Annotated in this window: 22 protein-coding genes and 1 tRNA gene; 15 read left to right on the top strand and 8 right to left on the bottom strand. The window is 48.5% G+C overall.

Annotation, left to right across the window (positions count from 1 at the left end; genetic code table 11):
* Positions 1–94 precede the first annotated feature (94 nt).
* Positions 95–517: a hypothetical protein gene (locus L985_RS15405; protein ID WP_047394330.1), complete on the bottom strand. Its 423-nt coding sequence runs from the start codon at positions 515–517 to the stop codon at positions 95–97.
* Positions 517–2418: an ATP-binding cassette domain-containing protein gene (locus L985_RS15400; protein ID WP_029342826.1), complete on the bottom strand. Its 1902-nt coding sequence runs from the start codon at positions 2416–2418 to the stop codon at positions 517–519. The genes L985_RS15405 and L985_RS15400 overlap by 1 nt, the downstream gene beginning before the upstream one ends.
* 167 nt (positions 2419–2585) lie before the next feature.
* Between L985_RS15400 and L985_RS15395 the strand changes: the two genes are divergently transcribed.
* From L985_RS15395 to L985_RS15360, 9 genes are all read left to right on the top strand, one after another.
* Complete coding sequence (locus L985_RS15395) at positions 2586–3245, top strand: redox-sensing transcriptional repressor Rex (RefSeq protein ID WP_023469604.1); 660 nt, start codon at positions 2586–2588, stop codon at positions 3243–3245.
* Positions 3245–3442: a twin-arginine translocase TatA/TatE family subunit gene (locus L985_RS15390; protein ID WP_029342825.1), complete on the top strand. Its 198-nt coding sequence runs from the start codon at positions 3245–3247 to the stop codon at positions 3440–3442. Before L985_RS15395 ends, L985_RS15390 begins: the two co-directional genes overlap by 1 nt.
* Positions 3443–3449: 7 nt before the next feature.
* The gene (tatC, locus tag L985_RS15385; RefSeq protein WP_029342824.1) at positions 3450–4229 is read left to right on the top strand and encodes a twin-arginine translocase subunit TatC; all 780 of its coding nucleotides are present in this window, start codon (positions 3450–3452) and stop codon (positions 4227–4229) included.
* A 105-nt stretch (positions 4230–4334) separates the two neighbouring features.
* Positions 4335–4410: transfer RNA gene (locus L985_RS15380), tRNA-Ala, on the top strand.
* A 224-nt stretch (positions 4411–4634) separates the two neighbouring features.
* On the top strand, positions 4635–8381 hold the full coding sequence (locus tag L985_RS15375) for a S8 family serine peptidase (protein ID WP_047394338.1): 3747 nt from the start codon (positions 4635–4637) through the stop codon (positions 8379–8381).
* A 128-nt stretch (positions 8382–8509) separates the two neighbouring features.
* The gene (locus L985_RS17075; protein ID WP_014971497.1) at positions 8510–8668 is read left to right on the top strand and encodes a hypothetical protein; all 159 of its coding nucleotides are present in this window, start codon (positions 8510–8512) and stop codon (positions 8666–8668) included.
* 119 nt (positions 8669–8787) lie between these two features.
* A complete protein-coding gene (locus tag L985_RS15370; RefSeq protein WP_047394344.1) occupies positions 8788–9240 on the top strand; it encodes a hypothetical protein in 453 nt (150 codons plus the stop codon).
* A gap of 13 nt (positions 9241–9253) precedes the next feature.
* The gene (locus L985_RS15365) at positions 9254–9763 is read left to right on the top strand and encodes a hypothetical protein (protein ID WP_052169470.1); all 510 of its coding nucleotides are present in this window, start codon (positions 9254–9256) and stop codon (positions 9761–9763) included.
* Entirely contained in the window at positions 9730–10197 is a 468-nt protein-coding gene (locus tag L985_RS15360) for a hypothetical protein (RefSeq protein WP_047394348.1), read from the top strand. Before L985_RS15365 ends, L985_RS15360 begins: the two co-directional genes overlap by 34 nt.
* A 54-nt stretch (positions 10198–10251) precedes the next feature.
* On the opposite strand, the gene L985_RS15355 is transcribed toward L985_RS15360, so the two are convergent.
* The 4 genes from L985_RS15355 to L985_RS15340 form a co-directional block, all read right to left on the bottom strand.
* Positions 10252–11256, bottom strand: a complete 1005-nt coding sequence (locus L985_RS15355; RefSeq protein WP_201247411.1) for a FecCD family ABC transporter permease — start codon at positions 11254–11256, stop codon at positions 10252–10254.
* Entirely contained in the window at positions 11256–12257 is a 1002-nt protein-coding gene (locus tag L985_RS15350) for a FecCD family ABC transporter permease (protein ID WP_071908836.1), read from the bottom strand. Before L985_RS15350 ends, L985_RS15355 begins: the two co-directional genes overlap by 1 nt.
* Before the next feature lie 79 nt (positions 12258–12336).
* Positions 12337–13248: an iron-hydroxamate ABC transporter substrate-binding protein gene (locus tag L985_RS15345; RefSeq protein ID WP_029342816.1), complete on the bottom strand. Its 912-nt coding sequence runs from the start codon at positions 13246–13248 to the stop codon at positions 12337–12339.
* A gap of 3 nt (positions 13249–13251) precedes the next feature.
* Positions 13252–14043, bottom strand: coding sequence for an ABC transporter ATP-binding protein (locus tag L985_RS15340; protein WP_029342815.1), 792 nt, complete (start codon positions 14041–14043; stop codon positions 13252–13254).
* Positions 14044–14227: 184 nt separating this feature from the next.
* On the opposite strand from L985_RS15340, the gene L985_RS15335 reads away from it, so the two are divergent.
* The 4 genes from L985_RS15335 to L985_RS15320 all read left to right on the top strand — a co-directional run bounded on the left by L985_RS15335 (position 14228) and on the right by L985_RS15320 (position 17546).
* Positions 14228–15286 (top strand): NAD(P)/FAD-dependent oxidoreductase, encoded by a 1059-nt coding sequence (locus L985_RS15335; RefSeq protein ID WP_029342814.1) that lies wholly within the window; start codon positions 14228–14230, stop codon positions 15284–15286.
* Positions 15287–15465: 179 nt separating this feature from the next.
* Positions 15466–16761, top strand: a complete 1296-nt coding sequence (locus L985_RS15330; RefSeq protein ID WP_047394356.1) for a cation:dicarboxylate symporter family transporter — start codon at positions 15466–15468, stop codon at positions 16759–16761.
* Between the two features lie 182 nt (positions 16762–16943).
* Complete coding sequence (locus L985_RS15325) at positions 16944–17231, top strand: hypothetical protein (protein WP_047394359.1); 288 nt, start codon at positions 16944–16946, stop codon at positions 17229–17231.
* A gap of 18 nt (positions 17232–17249) precedes the next feature.
* Positions 17250–17546, top strand: coding sequence for a DUF2089 family protein (locus tag L985_RS15320; RefSeq protein WP_023469590.1), 297 nt, complete (start codon positions 17250–17252; stop codon positions 17544–17546).
* 41 nt (positions 17547–17587) lie between these two features.
* Here L985_RS15320 and L985_RS15315 read toward each other — a convergent pair whose 3' ends face one another.
* Positions 17588–17800, bottom strand: a complete 213-nt coding sequence (locus L985_RS15315; protein WP_230088481.1) for a DUF4305 domain-containing protein — start codon at positions 17798–17800, stop codon at positions 17588–17590.
* Between the two features lie 42 nt (positions 17801–17842).
* Complete coding sequence (locus tag L985_RS15310; RefSeq protein WP_029342812.1) at positions 17843–18535, bottom strand: CPBP family intramembrane glutamic endopeptidase; 693 nt, start codon at positions 18533–18535, stop codon at positions 17843–17845.
* A gap of 220 nt (positions 18536–18755) precedes the next feature.
* On the opposite strand from L985_RS15310, the gene groES reads away from it, so the two are divergent.
* Positions 18756–19040, top strand: a complete 285-nt coding sequence (gene groES / locus L985_RS15305) for a co-chaperone GroES (protein WP_023469587.1) — start codon at positions 18756–18758, stop codon at positions 19038–19040.
* A gap of 33 nt (positions 19041–19073) precedes the next feature.
* Positions 19074–20714, top strand: coding sequence for a chaperonin GroEL (groL, locus tag L985_RS15300; RefSeq protein WP_029342811.1), 1641 nt, complete (start codon positions 19074–19076; stop codon positions 20712–20714).
* Positions 20715–20843: the final 129 nt, after the last annotated feature.

The following is a 20843-nucleotide window of genomic DNA, read 5'->3' as shown; positions in this document are numbered from 1 at the left end:
TTCGACTCAAACAAAAAGGAGTGGAGAGACTGGACTAGCTACCGGAATCTCCACTCTATTTTTCATGTTGTTCATCTGATTAATCGATCGGACTTCAAGGTTGTGGATCAATTTCGTTTGAAGAGGCTTCAAGACCATGACGTTTACTGTACTGATAGCCATCGAGCAAATAAAAGACGATCGCGAGTGCCCAAATGCCGACACAGCTGATTAAGAAAGCGGTGAGCGGGAAGACACTACCGTAATACGATAAGATCAACGGGTCATTGAGTTCGACGAATAGCTGTGTCGTCAGGAGCGTACAGCATAATCCCGAAAGTAAACTGACGAAAAGACCACTCCATGTTTGGATGACGAGACCGATCATACAAGAAATCAGGAGGAACAAAGGAAGCGCAGCATTAAAAGCATCCGGTCGGATGAAGGTCGACACGTAGTCCGCATACATCGGTACGAAATAAAGAATGCCGGATAGCAGTCCTTGAATCAAGTTGATGAAAAAGCTTTTCGTCCGCATCAGTGTTGGTTCTCCCATCGTTCCATCAATTCGAGTAGATCGACATCAATCTGATCACGTTCTGCTGAAAGAGCCGTTGCTTTCGGAATATCGTTGAAGACTTCTGGTTCACAAAGCAACTGTTCAATTTCTGCCGAACGCTGTTCGAGCCGCTCGATGTCTTGTTCGAGCTGTTCGATTTGCTGACGACGCTTGCGTTCTTCTTTCTGTGCTTCCTTGTCGATTGTCTTCGACGCCGTGACTTTTGCGGCTTTTGCTTCCTCCGCTTCAAGACGCGCAATCTCTTCTTGCTCCGCCTTCTTCTCCGTGTAGTACGAATAATCACCGAGGTATTCCGTCACGCCCGCTTCACTCATCTCAATAACGCGTGTCGCGATCCGGTCGATGAAGTAACGGTCGTGAGAGACAAATAACAGCGTTCCTTCGTAGTCGACGAGGGCGTTTTCGAGGACCATCTTCGAATCCAAATCCAAGTGGTTCGTCGGCTCATCGAGGACGAGGACATTCGTCTTCCGGAGTTTCAGTTTTGCGAGTGCGAGACGTCCGCGTTCGCCACCGGATAACTCATGGACGATCTTGAAGACATCGTCACCGCTAAACAAGAATTGCCCGAGGACAGAACGGACTTCTTGTTCACGCATTAGTGGCCATTCGTTCCAAATCTCATCGATGACACGGTTCCGGTCATTGAGTTCCGCCTGCTCTTGATCGTAATATCCGATCGAGACGCCGGTACCGAACCGGAAATCACCGAATAGGGGGCGTAAGCGACCGACGAGAACTTTCAAGAGCGTCGACTTTCCGATTCCGTTTGGTCCGACGAGTGCCAGTGATTCGCCGCGTTGCAAGCGGAACGTGATGTCTTTTGAGACAGCTTCTTCGTAACCGATCGCCAGTTGATTGACTTGAAGAACATCGTTCCCGCTCTGTTTTTCAATTGGGAAGGACAGGACCGTGCTACGTTCATCCCCATCTGGTCGGTCGAGTCGGTCGACCTTCTCGAGCCGTTTCCGGACACTTTGGGCACGTTTTGTCGTCGTCGCCCGGGCGATGTTGCGTTGAATGAAGTCCTGCATCTTTGCGATTTCTTCTTGTTGCTGTTCGAACTGTTTCATTTCTTGATCGTACAAGGCCGCTTTTTGTTCCAAGTACTTCGTGTAGTTCCCGGTGAACTTACGACAGACATTGCGCGACAGCTCATAGACGACATTGACGACTTGGTCGAGGAAGTACCGGTCGTGTGAGACGATCAGGACGGCGCCACGATAACCGCCGAGGTAACTTTCGAGCCAAGCGAGTGTATCGATATCAAGGTGGTTGGTCGGCTCATCAAGAATGAGGAGCTCTGGTGCTTGCAGAAGCATCTTCGCTAAGGCGAGTCGTGTTCGTTGACCACCGGATAATGTCTGAATCCGGCGCGAGTAATCATCCGGATAAAAGCGCATGCCGTGCAAAACGGAGCGGATATTCGCTTCGAACTGATAACCACCGGCTTCTGAGAAGTCGTGTTGCGCTTGATCGTACGTCTTCAAGAGACGATCGTAAGCGACCGGGTCGTTCAAGATATGCTCCATGCCCATTTCGATTTCCATCCGGCGCAGTGTCCGTTCTTGTTCCTGGAGATGTTCGAAGACGGTCAGCATCTCGTTCCAGATCGTCTCATTCGATTCGAGACCACTGTCTTGTGCGAGATAACCGATTTTGACATCCTTGCCTTTCATGATGTCACCCGAGTCATGACTGAGTTCACCAGCGATGATTTTGAGCAAGGTCGATTTACCGGCACCGTTTCGTCCGACGAGCGCAATCCGATCTCGCTCTTGTACTTCCAGTTTGATATTTTCTAAAATCGGCTCGACGCCGAATGATTTCGAGAGTTGATTGACTTGTAAGAGTATCATTTCCATCCATCCTTCCACCCTTTAGTCTATCACGAACAAAAGCGCGAGGTCCTGCGGAATATATTATTTGTGACTCTATGTGAAGTGGTTTACAATCAAGGAGAGTAGAAAGCTTTTTGCAAAGATTTGGGTGCCACGATGGATGTGGCCGAAGGGGGAACTGCAGGATGAATGGACCAGACACAAAAATTCCACAAGCGACAGCAAAACGGTTGCCGCTATATTATCGCTTCATCCAAAGTTTATACAATTCAGGCAAGCTCCGCGTCTCTTCTGCTGAGTTAAGCGAGGCGGTGAAGGTTGATTCAGCAACGATTCGTCGCGATTTTTCCTACTTTGGGGCATTAGGGAAGAAGGGGTATGGATATAACGTTCAACATCTCTTAACGTTTTTCCGCAAAACCTTGAATCAAGATGAGGTGACGAATGTTGCCTTAATCGGGGTCGGTCATCTCGGAACAGCGTTTGCAAATTATAACTTTTTAAAGAATAATAGTACTCGGATAGTCGTTGCGTTTGATGCGGACGAAGAGAAGGTCGGAACAACAACGCATGACGTTCCAATCTATCATGTTTCGGACATGAAAGAACAAATCGAAGCGAATCAGGTCGATGTTGCCATCTTGACGGTTCCATCCCAGTTCGCGCAGTCAGTAGCGGATGAGTTAGTCGAGTATGGTGTGACAGGCATCCTGAACTTTACGCCAGCGCGGTTGAACGTGCCGGCGAGCGTCCGGGTCCATCACATCGATTTATCGATCGAGTTGCAGTCGTTAGTTTATTTCATGAAGCATTATTCGCAATCAGCTGAAGGAGTGAAATCATAATGGAAAACCTTATTCCGCTCACACTAGGTATCGGACCTGCAAGCATCGGATTGATCGCGGTCGTCGCGTTGATCATCTTCGGACCGAAGAAGTTACCAGAATTCGGACGTGCTGCTGGTCAGACATTGAAAGAGTTCAAGAATGCCACGAACGGCATCATGGACGACGATAAAAAGGACGAACCGAAAGAGAAGTGATTGAATCATGACGGTTGATCAAGAGCAAAGCATGACGTCGCACCTTGACGAACTCCGAAAGCGGATCGTCTGGTCGCTTATCATCGTCGTCGTCCTGTTCGCTGTCGCATTTCCGCTCGTCCGACCGCTCGTCCGCTTCTTGCAAGCAGACTTAAAAGAGCTCGGTATCGGTTTGAATGCCTTCAACGTCGCCGATCCTTTAATGTTGTATTTGAATCTTGCGTTCATTATTGCGCTGATTTTAGCGTCACCGTTCTGGATGTATCAACTCTGGGCATTCGTCCGACCAGGACTTTATGACAAGGAGCAAAAAGCGACATTGACGTATATTCCGGTCATCTTCTTTCTGTTTTTGGCTGGAGTAGCCTTCTCGTATTTCTGGTTGCTTCCCTTCTTGCTTGAAGTCTCAACGGATCTCGGGAAAGAGCTCGGAATCGAACAAGTCATCGGAGTGGAGAACTACTTCAGTTTCTTAATCCGATTGACGATGCCGTTCGGTCTTCTTTTCCAATTGCCGGTCGTGACGATGTTCCTGACACGTCTGGGTCTCGTGACGCCATATTTCATGCGAAAGAATCGGAAATATGCGTACTTTGCGCTGTTCGTCGTTGCGGCATTGATCGCACCGCCGGACGTGACGTCACACTTGATGATCTCGGTTCCATTGTTCGTTCTCTATGAGATCAGCATCTTGATTTCTGCGCGAACGTACAAAAAGGTCTTGATCCTCGAGCAACAGGCAGAGCTTGAACGACAGGCGGATTTGATGCGTGAATTGAATAAATGAATCGTGAATTCCTTCCGACGATTTTTGGAAGGAATTCTTTTTTATGAAAGCGTTATTTTTATATTGATAAAGCAGTTAGTGATACGTATACTAAAGATAATTCATGGGGGCTTAGCTCAGCTGGGAGAGCGTTTGGCTGGCAGCCAAAAGGTCGTCGGTTCGATCCCGATAGTCTCCACCAATACCAAACATCTAACTCCTCGAGGCTTCGAGGAGTTTTTATTTTACTCCCAGTTAAATTCCTTAAAAATATAAAATGTCATGTAAAACAAATAAATTAAAAAAATAGGCAAATATAAATTGTTTATTTCCATTAAATTCATTAAACTAAATATACAGAATTTTCGTTTAACTGTTTTATCAGTAGTACTACTATGGTTTTACAGAAAAGGGGAAAACGAACGCATGAAGAAGAAGATTGCACTTATGGCAGCCGTCTTAATGACGTCTTCCAATCTAGTCAGTGCGCAAGGTGCACTGTCGTCGCAAGACAAAGCAACGGGTCAAAAACCGCAAGCGCTCTCGCTGAAGAAATCGGGGCAAGAGAAGAACTACAAACAATCGGATAAAGTTCGTGTCGTCATCGAGATGGAAGAGAAGCCGGCGATTCAAATCGCACAAGCTCAAAACAAGCGGTATAGCACATTGAGCAATGCCGAAAAAGAGTCGATTAAAGATCGCCTCGTCAACGTCCAAAAATCAGTCAAGTCAGCTATCGCTAAAAAGGCGATTCCCGTTACATATAAGGAGAGCTTCACGACCGTCATCAACGGATTCAGTGGTGAAGTCAAGTTCGGCGATATCGAAGACATAAAACAACTCAACGGCGTCAAGAGCGTACATATCGCCCATGAATACGCGCGTCCGGAAGTTGCTAAAGGTGCCAAGCCAGACATGCTGTACAGCAAGGACATGGTCAATGCGAAGGAAACATGGCAGGACTATGGTTTTAAAGGGGAAGGAACAATCGTTGCCGTCATCGATACAGGGATCGATCCATCGCATAAGGACATGGTCTTGAGCCCAGAGACGAAGATCGATTTGACTTCTTCGAAAGTCGATAGTGCGAAAGAAACAAAAGGCTTAAAAGGAAAGTACTTCACGGAAAAAGTACCGTACGGCTATAACTATGCCGATCACGATAGCGAAATCCGTGATTTAGGTGCGGGCGCATCGATGCACGGGATGCACGTCGCGGGTACGGTCGGAGCAAACGGGGATGAAGCAAACGGCGGCATCAAAGGGGTCGCACCGGAAACACAGCTCCTCGCGATGAAAGTCTTCGGAAATGATCCAGGAATGCCATCGACATTCAGCGATATCTACATTAAAGCAATCGATGATGCGATTGCACTTGGAGCCGATGTCATTAACATGAGTCTCGGTTCGACGGCATCGTTCGTCAATGCAGATGATCCAGAACAACGAGCAATCGTCAACGCGATGAACAACGGAATCTTGTGTGCGATTTCTGCGGGGAACTCGGCATTCGCAGGTCATGGTGCAGGTAACCCGTACACAGCGAACCCGGATATCGGTGTCGTCGGTGCACCAGGTTTAACAAGCCAAGCGCTCCAAGTCGCATCACTCGAAAATACGAAATTGACACTTGAAGGCATGGCACTGACGATCGACGGTCAGGATGCTGGTTATTTGGCATACCAAAAACAAGATTCACCGAATCCGATTGCTGTCTTCGATAAAGAGAAGAAGGATGTCGTGTATGTCGGTGACGGTCAAGCTTCGAACTACGAAGGCAAAGATGTCAAAGGGAAAGTCGTTTTCGTCGTTCGGACGGGTGATTTTAACTATGGCATGATTCAAGCAGAAGCTCAAAAACAAGGCGCAGCAGGTGTCATCGTCCGTGGTAAAGTCGATCACGGGGATTACGTCAGCATGGCGCTCAATAACCCAACGATTCCACTCGTCACACTCAGCATCGAAGACGGAAACAACCTCGAAGCAAAAGCAAAAGAAGGCAAAGCAATCGCTGTCACGTTCGACGGAAAAGCAGTCTCAGCCGATAACCCGGTCGCAGGACAAATGTCTGACTTCACGTCATGGGGTGTCACACCAAGTCTTGACTTCAAGCCAGAAATCACGGCACCAGGTGGAAAAATCTACTCGACGCTCAACGATAACGAGTATGGCGTCATGAGTGGGACATCGATGGCGGCACCACACGTCGCTGGTGGAACGGCACTCGTCATGCAACGGATCGCGAAGGACTTCAAAGTCGACGGTGCGACACGCGTCAAACTCGCGAAGAACATCTTGATGAACACGTCGCGTCCACAACTCGATCAAGGAAAATACAATGCGCAGCTAAAAACAGGCAACTTCTACTCCCCACGTCGTGAGGGAGCTGGACTGATGGATCTTCGTGCTGCCATGAAGACGCCAGTCGTCGTCACAGAGACGAAGTCGGGTGAAGGTAAGGCATCCTTGAAGGAAGTCGGCGAGAAGTTCACGTTCACACTTGATTTGAAAAACTACAGCAGTGAAAAAGTGACGTATAAGTTAGCCGGAACGGTTCAATCGGATCTCGGCGCAGAAGGATCGAACTTCCTCGAAGCAAACGGAATCTTTAAAAAGGGAACGATCGGTACGGTGGACGCGAACAAGGGCACATATCCGATCTCATTCGCAGTTGGCTCGAAGAAAGCAAGCTCGGTCTCGATTAATCCGAAGAGTTCAACGAAAGTCAGTGTATCGGTCGATCTAAAGGATACAACGGACTGGGCAAACGAACTTCCGCTCGAACAAGTCTTTGAGAACGGCTACTTCGTCGAAGGATTCGTCCGTTTGATCGATACGAAGAGTAAGAATCCAGAATTGACGGTTCCTTACGTTGGCTTCAAAGGGAAATGGGATCAAGCTCCGATTCTAGACGCACCATTGTACGATGAAGACAACACGTTCTATGGTTTGACAGGTCTAGCGACAGAAGTGAAGGATAACTTCGAATTCCTCGGCGCAAACGCTGCTGGCGATGTCGTCGCGAACAAAGTATCGTTCTCACCAAACAACGATGGTAGCGCAGATGAAGCATTCCCGATCATCTCGTTCCTCCGTAATGCGAAAAAAGTCGAGTACTCGATTCTTGACCGTAACAAAGCAACGCTTCAGAAGCTCGATACGCAAACGGACGTCGTCAAGAACTACTACGATAGCGGTTCAGAGGACGGATACACACCAGTCACAAGCGCTGCTTGGGACGGAACGATCAACGGGAAACCGGTCAAGGATGGTCTTTACTACTACAAAGTCAAATCCGTGATCGATTATCCGAATGCAAAATGGCAGTCGAATCTCTTCCCAGTCTATATCGATACGAAAAAACCAGCTGCAACTGTGAAGTGGGATGCGTCGAAATCAACGCTCTCGTGGACAGCAGGTGACCAAGGAACAGGTGTCGCGTCATACGATATCCTCGTCAATGGTAAGAGTGTCTTGAAGCAACCACTTGCTGCAACAGAAAAAGCGTACACGTTGACGGATCTTCCAGAGCGCGCGAAGATTGCCTTCGTCGTGAAGGATTATGCAGGAAACAGTGTGAAAAAAGACGTCAACACGACAGGTGTTGATAAAGCGGTACCGAACGTTCAAATCGATACACCAGTCGCACTTGGTCTTGCGACATCAAAAGTCATCAACATCGCGGGTCATGTCTCTGATGAATCAGGCATCAAATCATTCAAGATCAACGGAAAATCCGTTAAATTACGTTTCGATGCAGCCCAACAGAACTATGCGTTCAGCCATGACGTGACGTACACGACGGATGGCGTCAAGTCATTCAAAGTTGAAGCATACGATGGTAAAGGGAACCGTGTTGCGTTCAGTCGTCAAGTCATCATCGACACAGAATTACCGACGATTCGCGTCACTGCGCCAAAAACCGTTTCAAGCAAAACAAAAACAGCCGAGATGAAGATCGTTCTTCGCGATAACTACAGCGAATTACGCTTCGACTTCAATGGTAGCGCGGAATACCGCCGGACGTTTAAAGAGCCGTACGAGATGAAAGCCTTCAAAAAGACGATCACGAAAAAAGTGACGCTCAAGAAGGGGAAAAACATGTACAACTTGAAACTGAAGGATCTCGGTGGACACGTTGTTACGAAAACAGTCGTCATCACGAAAAAATAAGTAACTATAGACTAAAGTCAGGTGGGTATCCGTCTGGCTTTTCTTGCGTGCCGAAGCGCCTTGAAGGGTTTATGAGACGAGAAGAGGGGGAAATTTAAGAACAGAAACAAGTCAGAGGGGGAACAACCATGAATCCGTTCACGACCTTAATCGCCTTCATCGTAGGGTGTCTCGTCTTATATCTTGGTATCCGTGACAAAAACGGCTGGCTGATCGGTGTCGCGATGATACCGCTCGCGATCGTTGCCTATAGCGTCATCTATCTGATCATCCAGGTCAGTGCGTAGTCTTCATGGAAGATGTCTTACCCTAAGCGGTAGGACATCTTTTTTTTTGAAATTCGTAATACAGATGAAACCGATCCAGTAAAATGTAAGTATATAACAGTATAGAGAGGTGGATGATCATGGAACACGTACATACACAAACGGATGCCTTAGCGGCGCTATACGAAGAGATGCACCAAAAGACGAAGACCGGCATGTGGGTCATGCTTGCGGCATTCTTAGCGCTCAGTAACACACTCGAGAAACCAATCTACGCGATGATCGTCCCGTTATTGTATTTTGGCTACGACATGTTCGTACAACGCAAGCGGTTCGCGCTTGTTGCGGAATACACATCAAGGGATTCAGCAAGACGCCTTTATCAGGTGCATGTGTTGATCGGTATCTTACAATACGGAGCGCTTGCTGGTCTGATCGTCTGGGCAGCCGATCGCCCGAATACATCTTTCTTGATCGGTCTCGTCATCGTCGTCATTCCGTTCTACTGGATCTGCCGAAAAACGTTAGAGTTCGTCTCACGAAAGATTGATCCAACGTATATCACGGAAAAAGAAATTCACAAAGCCCGCTAAAGGAGAAGGTACTATGCAAACGGCTCGTGAAGAACGTCTACAAAAACTTGCGCTCGCGTACCGGGATGTCGAGTGGCTCGGCACACGCTGGTACTGGAACGTGCTTCTATTCATAACAGTTGGTATCTTGATCGAGTGGACCGATATTTCCTTGTTGATTTTGACGATTCCAGCCCTTTTTCTCGGCTCCGATTTTCGCTACCAACTAAAAAAACGAAAAATTTTAGACGGCTATATCTCAAAAGCTCAGATCCGTCGACAATTTTTACTACGCATCGGTAGTCACGTCCTGCTGTACGCGATCTTGACGATCGTCATCACCCAGACGATCGAGGGACCGTTCTGGCAGATGCTTGTGGCAATTTTTGCGATTTTAACACCACTCTATTTCATCAGTGAATGGATCATCCGACGCGACGGGGCGCGTGACCCGGATTATATCAGTGACGTTGAGGTAGCCCGCTTCGTCAGACAGAAAGGAACATCGAAATGGAACACCTATTCGAGCGACAAGCACGTCTAAATTTAATGAAACGTCCAGTGCATGTCGTTGCTTATTTCTTTTTGATCCCTGTATTGATTTTTGCGGTATTTGCTTGGTTTGTTTCGGCAATTACATCCGCCTTTCTTCCAATCATGCTCTTTTGTCTTTGCGCGACGGCAGTCGCTCGAGAAATCGTCCGGTTACGGCTCATGAAGTCGTATTTAACACCGACTATCTATCAACAAACTGTCCAAAAAGTAGCTCGTCTGACAATCATCGGTTATGTTGTGGCGGGGCTGATTTACTTTGTTATGCAGTCGATTCCAAGTGCCTCTGGTTATTTATTTGGCATCTTCCTCTTTTGGGTTGGTGGAGTCAGTCTTGGTGTCACTCGACTGAACCGGTTAGCCAAACAAATCGATCCGGCGTACGTGACGATGGGTGAAATCGAACGTGCGTGGTGGAAACGTTAAAGCAAAAAGTCCGCATTAATCAGCGAAAGAAGCTGTTTGATGCGGACTTTTTGATTATTTTTTTAACAAGAGATAGATGAAGTATGGTGCTCCAATCAAGGCGACGACAATCCCAGCCGGTACACCGTCTGGTCCAGCGATGTTGCGTCCAATCGTATCAGCGAACGCGAGCAACCAGCCGCCGAGTAAGAGGGCAATCGGTAGGAAGAATTGATGCCGTGGTCCAACGAGCGCGCGGGCGATATGCGGCGCCATCAGACCGATGAAGGAAATCCCGCCGGTGACGGAGACGGCAGCAGCGGCGAGCGCAACGGCTGTCAACAAGAGTTGGATCCGTTCCTTTTCAATCGCGACGCCGACACCGATTGCGACTGGTTCATTCAAGGCAAGCAGATTGAGCTTATTCGCTTTATAGAACGTCAGCGGAATCAAGACGAGTAACCACGGCAAGAGCGAGTAGACAAAGATCCAGTCCGTCCCCCAGATGTTACCGGCGAGCCACTTGGCGATGAAGTCGACCTTTTCACGACGCGTCGATGAAATCAGGATGACCATGATTCCAGAGAGCGCCATCGAGAAGCCGACACCCGTCAAAATCAAGCGAATCGGTTGGAGTCCTTGCACACGGTCGTACGAGAACAGGTAGATCGCTGTCGCGGTGACGAGTGCACCGAGGAAAGCAGCGATCGGTAACAGATAAATGAACGATCCGACATCGGTCGGGAAGTACAGGAAGAACAAGGCGACGGCGACGCCAGCTCCTGTGTTGATACCGATGATACCAGGGTCAGCGAGTTCATTGCGTGTGATCCCTTGTAAGATGGCGCCGGATAGGGCGAGCGCCATTCCTGCCATGACGGTGATGAGCAGTCGGGGCAAGCGGAGCGAATAGAGGACGAATTCCTCTTTGAACGATCCGTTTCCAAGTAACGTCGGCAATAGACGATCATACGACAGGGAAGCAGGTCCAATACCGATGCTGACGACGAGTGTTGCGATCAATAGTGCCAGCAACGTCCAAAACGTCAGTTGCTGGCGACGGCGTAAACGAGATTCCATCATGAGAAAGCACGCCCTCCTTTCCGAACGATTAAGAGGAAGAATGGTAGCCCGAGCATCGAGACGATTGCGATGACCGGAGTCTCATATGGTGCGTACAATGTCCGTCCGATCGTATCGGCAAGCAACATGAACGTCGCACCAAAGATCGCGGTCATCGGCAGGATGAACCGATAGTCCGTCCCGACGATCGCGCGGACGATATGCGGAATCATCAGCCCGATGAACGCCATGTTGCCGACGAGGGCAACAGCAGCACCGGCAAGCAGGATGACGACGACGTAGAGGACCGCCTTGATCCGCTGGATGTTCTGTCCGAGTCCGAGCGCGACTTCTTCTGAAAGACTGAGAATCGTCAATTGCCGCGAGAAAATGAACGCAATCACGATACCGATCGCGATGACCGGCGCGATGACCTGCAGTTGTCCCCAGGTCGACCCGACGAGTCCCCCAGACGTCCATTGTGAGACATCTTGGGCAATCTTGAAGTAGATTCCGATTCCTTCTGCAATCGCGTATAGAAAAGCTGAGATCGCGGAACCGGCAAGGACGATCCGGAGCGGTGAGAAGCCGCCTTTTTTCGAAGCCCCGATTCCAAAGACAAGTGCTGCTCCGAGTGCTGCTCCGACGAAACACGCGATCATGATCCCGAAGTAGTCAATTTTCGGGAACAGGACGATGACGAGCGCAAGTGCCGCATTCGCACCCGCCGTTAGACCGAGTAGACCAGGATCGGCGAGGGGATTGCGTGTCATTGCTTGCATGATGGCGCCAGAGACCCCGAGTGCCGCTCCGACGAGGATTGCTGCCAGTTCCCGTGGCAAGCGGATTTCCTGGACGATTTTTGCTTTTTCATTCAACGGTCCGAACGTCAAAGCGTTCCAGACTTCGCGCATCGTCGTATCGGCGGCACCGAACGTCATTGCGATCCAGAACATCCCGAAAAAGAGGACGAGACCGAGTGTGATTTTAATGCCGAACGGAATTCGACCAGCTGACATGAATGTCGCCTCCATTTCTGATTCAGTGAGTGAGACACAAAAAAAGGGGAGGAATCCCGCAGGTTCCCTCCCTTATTCATTATGCGCCAAGGAAACTTTTCTTGAAGAACTCGAGTTGACGTTCGAGTGTGAGCGGATCGTTGAAGTAGAATTCCTTCGAATCGACTTCGAAGACACGATCGTTTTTGACGGCTGGAATGTTCTTGAACGTATCCGTTTTCGTGAATGAGTTGTCCGCTTCCGCACTCTTACTGAAGACGAGGTAGTCGCCTGCGTATTCAGGAAGGACTTCTGGTGACAATGCATAGTATCCGTCTTTTAATGCCATCTTCGTGACTTTATCCGGCATTTTCAATTTCATTTCCTGGTAGAGAATCTCTGTTCCACGACCCCAGTTATCGCCGAAGACGTAGAGTTGTTTATCGAAGCTTTCGATGACAGAAACAGTAGCATCTTCACCGATTTTTGCTTTGATGTCTTTACCGGCAGCAGCAGCGCGTGTTTTGAAGTCTTTGACCCAGTCGCGTGCTTCTTGCTCTTTGTTGAGCAATTTACCGATTTCGATATGTTGCGTCAAGTAGTCGACTTTTCCGTATGTGTACGTGACCGTCGGAGCAATCTTTTTAATTTTATCGAGGTTTTTCGTTGTTGAGTAGCCGATGATCAAATCGGGTTCGAGTTCGATGATTTTTTCAACGTTCTCTTCCGATACTTCCGTGACATCTTTGAGTTTGTCGAACTTCGGATTCGCTTTTGACCACGAATCGACACCAACGACAGGAACGTCGAGTGCCATGACGTTACCAGCGAACCCAGCGAGGACGACGACACGTTTTGGATTAGCCGGAACTTTGACGTCGCCATTCTCCGATTTATACGTGATCGTCTCGTTTTTCGACCCAGATGCTGCATCGTCCTTCTTCTCTGTATTGCCACACGCTGCGATGACGAGCGTGAGAATGAGTAAAACCGGTAAAAGTAGTTTCTTCATGATTTAATCTCCCTTAATTAAGTTGTAGGTGATACACATCGGCTTGTTCGTACGCGGATCGCGTCCGATTTCAGCATCGATATGGAATACTTCTTGTAAGACGTTTTTTGCGATGACTTCCTCACACGTCCCGGCTTTGACGACTTCGCCGTTTTTCATGGCGATGATATAGTCGGCGAACCGTGCCGCTTGATTCAAATCATGCAGGACCATGACGATCGTCCGTCCTTCGGTCCGGTTGAGATGCTCGAGCAGTTCGAGCACCTCGAGTTGGTGGGCGAGATCAAGATAAGTCGTCGGTTCATCGAGGAAGATGATATCCGTCTCTTGGGCGAGTGCCATTGCAATCCAGACCCGTTGACGTTGACCACCCGACAGCGCATCGACCGGACGGTGTTTGAATGCCATCGTATCCGTTGCTTCGAGTGCCCAATCGATGATCTCGTAATCGTGTTTCGTCAAGCGTCCGAATCCTTTTTGGTACGGGAAACGACCGTATGAGACGAGCTCTGCGACCGTCAGACCACTTGCGCTCTCTGGAGTTTGTGGCAGAATAGCCATTTTCCGGGCAAGTAGCTTCGTGCTTTCCTTGGCGATATCGAGACCATCGAGCAATGCACGTCCTGATTGATGAGGAATGATCCGTGTCATCGCTTTCAATAAAGTCGATTTGCCACATCCGTTCGCCCCAATGATTGTCGTGATTTGTCGATCGGGAATTTGGACGGACAAGTCTTTGACGATGGGACGATCACCGTAGCCGATATTGATTTCTTCTGTTGCTAGACGTACCATACGCGACGACTCCTTCGTTGTTCTCTCCGTTTTCAATGATAATGATTATCACTATCGTCTCATTAACCATACCAGTCCTATAAAAACGCTGTCAACATTTTTTCTTGTGTTCAAGAGATGTTCACGTTATCATGAGGGAGTGAGAATGATAATCAATCGTAATCAAAGATGAGGAGTGAGTGAGATGAGGGAACAGGAGTTGTTCGACGTAACGATCATCGGCGGAGGACCTGCAGGGTTATATTCGACGTTCTATAGTGGTCTTCGGGGCATGAAGACGAAATTGATTGAGTATCAAGCAGAACTCGGAGGAAAATTGCACGTTTATCCGGAAAAGATGATCTGGGACGTCGGCGGACAGCCACCGATCACTGGTGAAAAACTCATGGCTCAACTCGTCGAACAAGGACTGACGTTCCAACCGACTGTTCAATTGAATGAAAAGATCATCTCGATCGCAAAAGACGTCTTCGGCAACTTCGTCTTAGAAGCAGAATCGGGTCGGATCCATTATTCGAAGACGGTCATCGTCGCGGTAGGCGGCGGCATCCTCAATCCACAAAAATTAAAAGTCGAAGGTGCGGAACGCTTTGAAGTGTCGAACTTGAACTATACGGTCAAATCGATTGAACGATTTAAAGGAAAGACCGTCATCGTCTCAGGTGGTGGGAACTCTGCGATCGACTGGGCGAACGAGCTCGAACCGGTCGCAAAAAAAGTCTACGTCACGTATCGCCGGGATTGTTTCTCGGGGCACGAGGCGCAAGTCGACCAGCTCGTCAAAAGTTCGGCTGTTTGTCTCCTCAACACGACGATTCACAAGCTGATTGCAAGTCCCGATCACCAGCGGATTGCATCGGTCGAATTGATCGACTGTCAAACAGACGAAATCGTCGAGATTCCAATTGATGAAGTCATTATCAATCATGGGTATGAACAGGATGCGGCACTGCTTGACGCGTGTGATCTCGATATCGCACGGGTCGATGACTTCTATATCGCGGGTAACGCGGCGAGCGAATCGAGTGTACCGGGTCTATATGCTGCCGGAGATATTCTTTCGCACGACGGGAAGGTCCACTTGATCTCAGGTGCCTTCCAAGATGCGGCGAACGCCGTCAACCGGGCGAAACGCTTCATCGAGCCGGAAGCGCCAAAAGTGGCGATGGTCTCGTCACACAACGAAGTCTTCAAAAAACGCAATCGGGCGTTGATTGAGGAACGCGTTAATCAACAATCTTGAATAATGTTTAAACGTCCAAAATGCTTGGAAACAAGCGGATTTTGGACGTTTTTTTGTATGAACTTCATTTTTGTACTATAACAGAACGATTTGACAACGTACTGTATTTAGGACAAAATTCTACTTATGTTCCACTACATGTAGGATACAAGTAAGACGGATGTATAAGGAGGAAGGGTATGACAACTACGAAACGTAAGCCAATTGGCCTTGCCTGGCAAATTTTAATCGGCTTGATTCTCGGGATCACAGTCGGTGGTGTATTTTATGGGAATCCCCATGTCGCGGAGTGGCTTAAGCCAATCGGTGACATCTTTATCCGAATGATGAAAATGATCGTCGTTCCGATCGTCTTCACGACGATCGTTCTCGGTGTCTCATCAGTCGGTAGTCCGAAAAGTCTCGGACGTCTTGGCGTCAAGACACTCGGTTACTTCACGATCGTGACGATGATCGCGATTTTCACGGGGCTGTTCGCAGCCAATCTCGTTGAACCGGGTGCTGGTATTAACATGTCGACACTCGATAAAACGGACATCTCGACGTATGTCGAAACGGAAGAGACGACACAAGACGCAGGACTCGTCGACAAGATCGTCAACATCGTCCCGACGAATATCTTGGACGCGATGGTCCGCGGTGACATGCTTGCAATCATTTTCTTCTCGGTCTTATTCGGACTCGGTGTCGGTTTTGCAGGAGAGAAGGGCCAACCGGTCGTTCGTTTCTTTGAAGGCGTCGCAGCAGCGATGTTCAATCTCGTCAATATCGTCATGAAATTCGCGCCGATTGGTGTCTTCGCCTTGATCGGTGTAACGGTCTCGACGTTCGGGATTGAATCGCTCGGTTCATTGTTTAAACTGATTGCGACATTATACGTCACAGCGCTTCTTTTCATGGTCATCGTCTTCGGTGCCATCATGAAGTGGGTCGGCATTCGTGTTTCTGATTTCACGCGTATCTTCAAGGACGAGTTATTGCTGACGTATTCGACGGCGTCGTCTGAGACGGTACTGCCACGGATCATGGAAAAACTCGAGAAGATGGGTGTTCCGAAATCAATCGTTAGCTTCGTCGTACCGACGGGTTATTCGTTTAACCTTGATGGATCTGCGCTTTATCAAGCGCTCGCAGCCTTGTTCATCGCACAGATGTACGGGATTGATCTCTCGATCGGAACACAGCTGACGCTTGTCTTCGTCTTAATGCTGACATCAAAAGGGATGGCTGCCGTTCCTGGCGTCTCCTTCGTCGTTTTACTCGCAACACTCGGTACGGTCGGTATCCCGGCAGAAGGACTTGCCTTCATCGCGGGGATTGACCGAATCATGGATATGATGCGCTCGGTCGTCAACGTCACAGGAAACACGCTCGCTTCACTCGTCATCGCGAAGTGGGAAGGTGTTCTGGACGAAGACCAACTCGAGACATTCATGTCGACCGAAGGTAAAAAAGACGACGTCCGCAGTGCATGATTGTCGTAAATATAAGGAAGGACTGAATCGTCAGTCCTTCCTTTTTTTCGTCCTTGAAAATAGATTAAAGTCGATTGTTTTTAAAGAAGACTTCTAATTTTTGATTATAGTTAAAATAATGTTGAATATTATTAATTATAAAGTTAATATTATTTATATAATCATAGGGGAGAGGCGATAGGATGGAAACGGTAGGAATCGTCATTGGTATTGTCGCAGTCTGTATCTTACAATTTTACTTAGCAAGGCGTGGGAGAGTCTGGAGTCTCATCATTCCAACCATCATCATCGGCCTCGGAATTTACTGGTATTACGGAACAGGACCACACACGTCAGATCGAGAATCGGTGATTCGGATGGGAACGTTTGCCTGTTTATCACTCATGATCTCAATGGCTGAGATGGGTGTCGACACGCGCCGCAAGCAACTGAAGCGAGAGAAAGAGCGGATAGAGATTCAAGATTTATAAGAGAAGTGAGGGAACACGATGGAACGACAAGACGTGCCCGCTTGGGTACTGGCACTCGAACAGGAACATCTCGAGTTCATCCGGAAGTTCGTCTTGAGCTCTGGTTCGTTGAAGGATATGGCAACTGCCTATCAAGTATCCTACCCGACCGTCCGGGCGAAGTTGAACCAGTTGATCGAGCGGATTGATTCGGTGCAGCAGGAAGATGTCGAATTCGTCAATATGATCAAGAACTTGGTCTTAGATGAACGGTTGAGTCTCGATGTGGCGAAGACGATCATCGATTCCTACCGCAAGGGTCAAGCGAAAGAATAAACCAAAAAACGAGATTTCCGCCTGACGGAAATCTCGTTTTTTTATTGCTTGTCGTTCTTTTTGTCCTGTTCCTTCTTGATCATCTTCTTTGCTGCTGCGCGGAAGCGGAAGATCAAGTAGAGACGGTAGAAGTCGATCGCAGCGAACAACGTCAACAGGATCGTCCAGAAGTTAAAGACCGTTCCTGCCTCGACTGAATTGTTGTAAGCAAGGAACATGAAGAGAATACCGAATATGGCATAGAACACTGCCATGAAGTTCGAGCTTTGACGCATGAAAACACGACCTTTCGTAAATTAAGACATCGCGTAGATGGCGAGTACGACGATTCCGTTGTTAAAGACATGGATGGCGATCGGAGCAATGATCCGGCGCGTCTTGACGAAGACGAGCGAGAAGACGAAACTCATCGCGACATAGATTAAAAATTTGTTGTCTTGGTGAATCAGTCCGAACAAGGCACCCGTCAAGATGAAGCTGAAGAAGAAACCGAGCTTCGATGAGAGATTGCCGAACAGGATATGCCGGAACAAGAACTCTTCCATGATCGGTCCAAGCAAGACGACCATGACTTGCAGGAGTGGGATGACTTGGATCGCTTGGATGATCTGATCCGTATTTTGCGATTTCGCGACATTTTCGATCCCGCCTGCCATCCAGGCATCAATCAAATTGACGCTGATCAAGAGCGCATACAAGAGCACGATCCCGATTCCGATCCATTTCAACGTATCCATCGGATCGGTTTGACGTCCCTCTGCCTTCCACTTCTGCCAATCGGGACGCAGACAGTAGTAGGAGACGATGACGGCGACCGTAAAGCCGATCGCAAGCCACCAACCGGCGACGTCAGCAATGACGTTCTTCGGAAGGAAATACTGGAACGAACCCGGAACCAATTGGACGATCAGATAGATGATGATCGGGATGACATGACGCTTTTGCCACTTCTCCGCCATCAGGAAAGGCAGACTGATTGGATTTTTCATCGTACAGGACACAACTCCTTTGTAATGAAGGTACTGTCCCGATTGTAACAAACAAACGGTCTTGGCGCACGATTGACGATGATTCAAAGGTGTCGATTTCGGGAAAACGGATAAAGGTTCAGGCTTGAATTCAGAAGAGAAAGCGTATAAGATAAAAATATGTTAGCACTCAACTAAAGTGAGTGCTAAAAAACAGTCATTTTCAAGGAGGATGTTTCGCATGTTAAAACCACTTGGTGATCGCATCGTGATCGAAGTCGTTAAAAAAGAAGAAACAACACTCGGAGGAATCGTTCTTCCTGGGTCAGCGAAAGAAAAACCACAAGAGGGTAAAGTCGTCGCTGTCGGTACAGGCCGTGTGACAGAGCAAGGCGTACGTGTACCACTTGAAGTGAGTGTCGGAGATCACGTCATCTATGCACAATATGCCGGTTCGGAAGTCAAAGTCGACGGCAATGAATACTTAATTTTACGCGAAAGCGATATTTTGGCAGTAGCCGAGTAATTCAGTCAATCATCTATAAGGGGGATTTCAGTCATGGCAAAAGAGATTTTATTCAGTGAAGAAGCACGTCGGGCAATGCTCCGCGGGGTCGACGCATTAGCGGATGCAGTCAAAGTCACGATCGGACCAAAAGGACGCAACGTCGTCCTCGAGCGGAAGTTCGGTTCACCGCTCATCACGAATGATGGTGTAACGATCGCAAAAGAAATCGAACTCGAAGATCACTTCGAGAACATGGGTGCAAAACTCGTCGCAGAAGTTGCCTCGAAAACGAATGAGATCGCAGGGGATGGTACGACAACAGCGACAGTCCTAGCACAAGCGATGATTCGCGAAGGTCTTAAAAACGTCACAGCGGGCGCAAACCCGATGGTCATTCGTAAAGGAATCGAAAAAGCAGTCCGTCGTGCCGTTGAAGAGCTGCACACGATCGCTAAACCGATTGAGGGTAAAGAAGCAATCGCCCAAGTCGCAGCGATCTCAGCAGCAGACGAAGAAGTTGGTCAATTGATCGCAGAAGCGATGGAACGTGTCGGTCAAGATGGTGTCATCACGATCGAAGAATCACGCGGCTTCACGACAGAACTCGACGTCGTCGAAGGGATGCAGTTCGACCGTGGTTACGCGTCACCATACATGATCACGGATTCAGACAAGATGGAAGCGGTCCTTGAGAACCCATACATCCTCGTCACGGACAAAAAGATCTCAAACATCCAAGAGATTCTTCCGGTCCTCGAGCAAGTCGTTCAACAAAACAAACCACTCCTTATTATCGCAGAAGACGTTGAAGGCGAAGCACTTGCGACACTCGTCGTCAACAAACTCCGTGGTACGTTCAACGCGGTAGCAGTCAAAGCACCAGGCTTCGGTGACCGCCGGAAAGCGATGCTTGAGGATATCTCGATCGTCACAGGTGCAGAATTGATCACAGAAGACCTCGGTCTTGATCTGAAAGAAACACAAATCACGCAACTTGGTCGCGCGTCGAAAGTCGTCGTCTCAAAAGACAACACGACAATCGTCGAAGGTCACGGACACGGGGATTCGATCGAAGCACGTGTCGGTACGATCCGTGCGCAAATCGAAGAGACGACAAGCGACTTCGACCGTGAGAAATTACAAGAGCGTCTTGCGAAACTCGCAGGCGGCGTAGCAGTCGTCAAAGTCGGGGCAGCAACCGAGACAGAACTCAAAGAACGTAAGCTCCGGATTGAAGATGCGCTCAACGCGACACGCGCAGCCGTCGAAGAAGGAATCGTAGCAGGTGGGGGAACAGCTCTCATTCACGTCACGAAAGCCGTCGAATCGATTCTGTCGGTCTCAACAGGTGACGAAGCAACAGGTGTCAACATCGTTCTTCGTGCACTTGAAGCACCGCTTCGTCAAATCGCGGAAAACGCAGGTCAAGAAGGTTCGGTCATCGTCGAGCGTCTCAAGCATGAAGCGCCAGGAATGGGCTACAATGCGGCAACGGACGAGTATGTCGACATGATCGAGACAGGAATCGTCGATCCAGCGAAAGTAACGCGTTCAGCACTTCAAAACGCAGCGTCCGTTTCAGCGATGTTCTTGACGACGGAAGCCGTCATCGCCGATAAACCAGAACCAGCTGGATCTGCTCCTGCAATGCCTGATATGGGCGGCATGGGTGGAATGGGCGGAATGATGTAAGCTATTTCATCTGTAAGTACCGAATCCTAATAAATAGGGTTCGGTACTTTTTATTTACGATAGTATACTTAATAGTTGAAAGAATTACATAAGCACCACTCATCAGTTTAGAAATAAAGATAATGAAAG

This window comes from Exiguobacterium sp. ZWU0009 (assembly GCF_000798935.2).
Lineage (GTDB): Bacteria > Bacillota > Bacilli > Exiguobacteriales > Exiguobacteriaceae > Exiguobacterium_A > Exiguobacterium_A acetylicum.
This window is presented reverse-complemented; position numbering and strand designations above follow the sequence as displayed.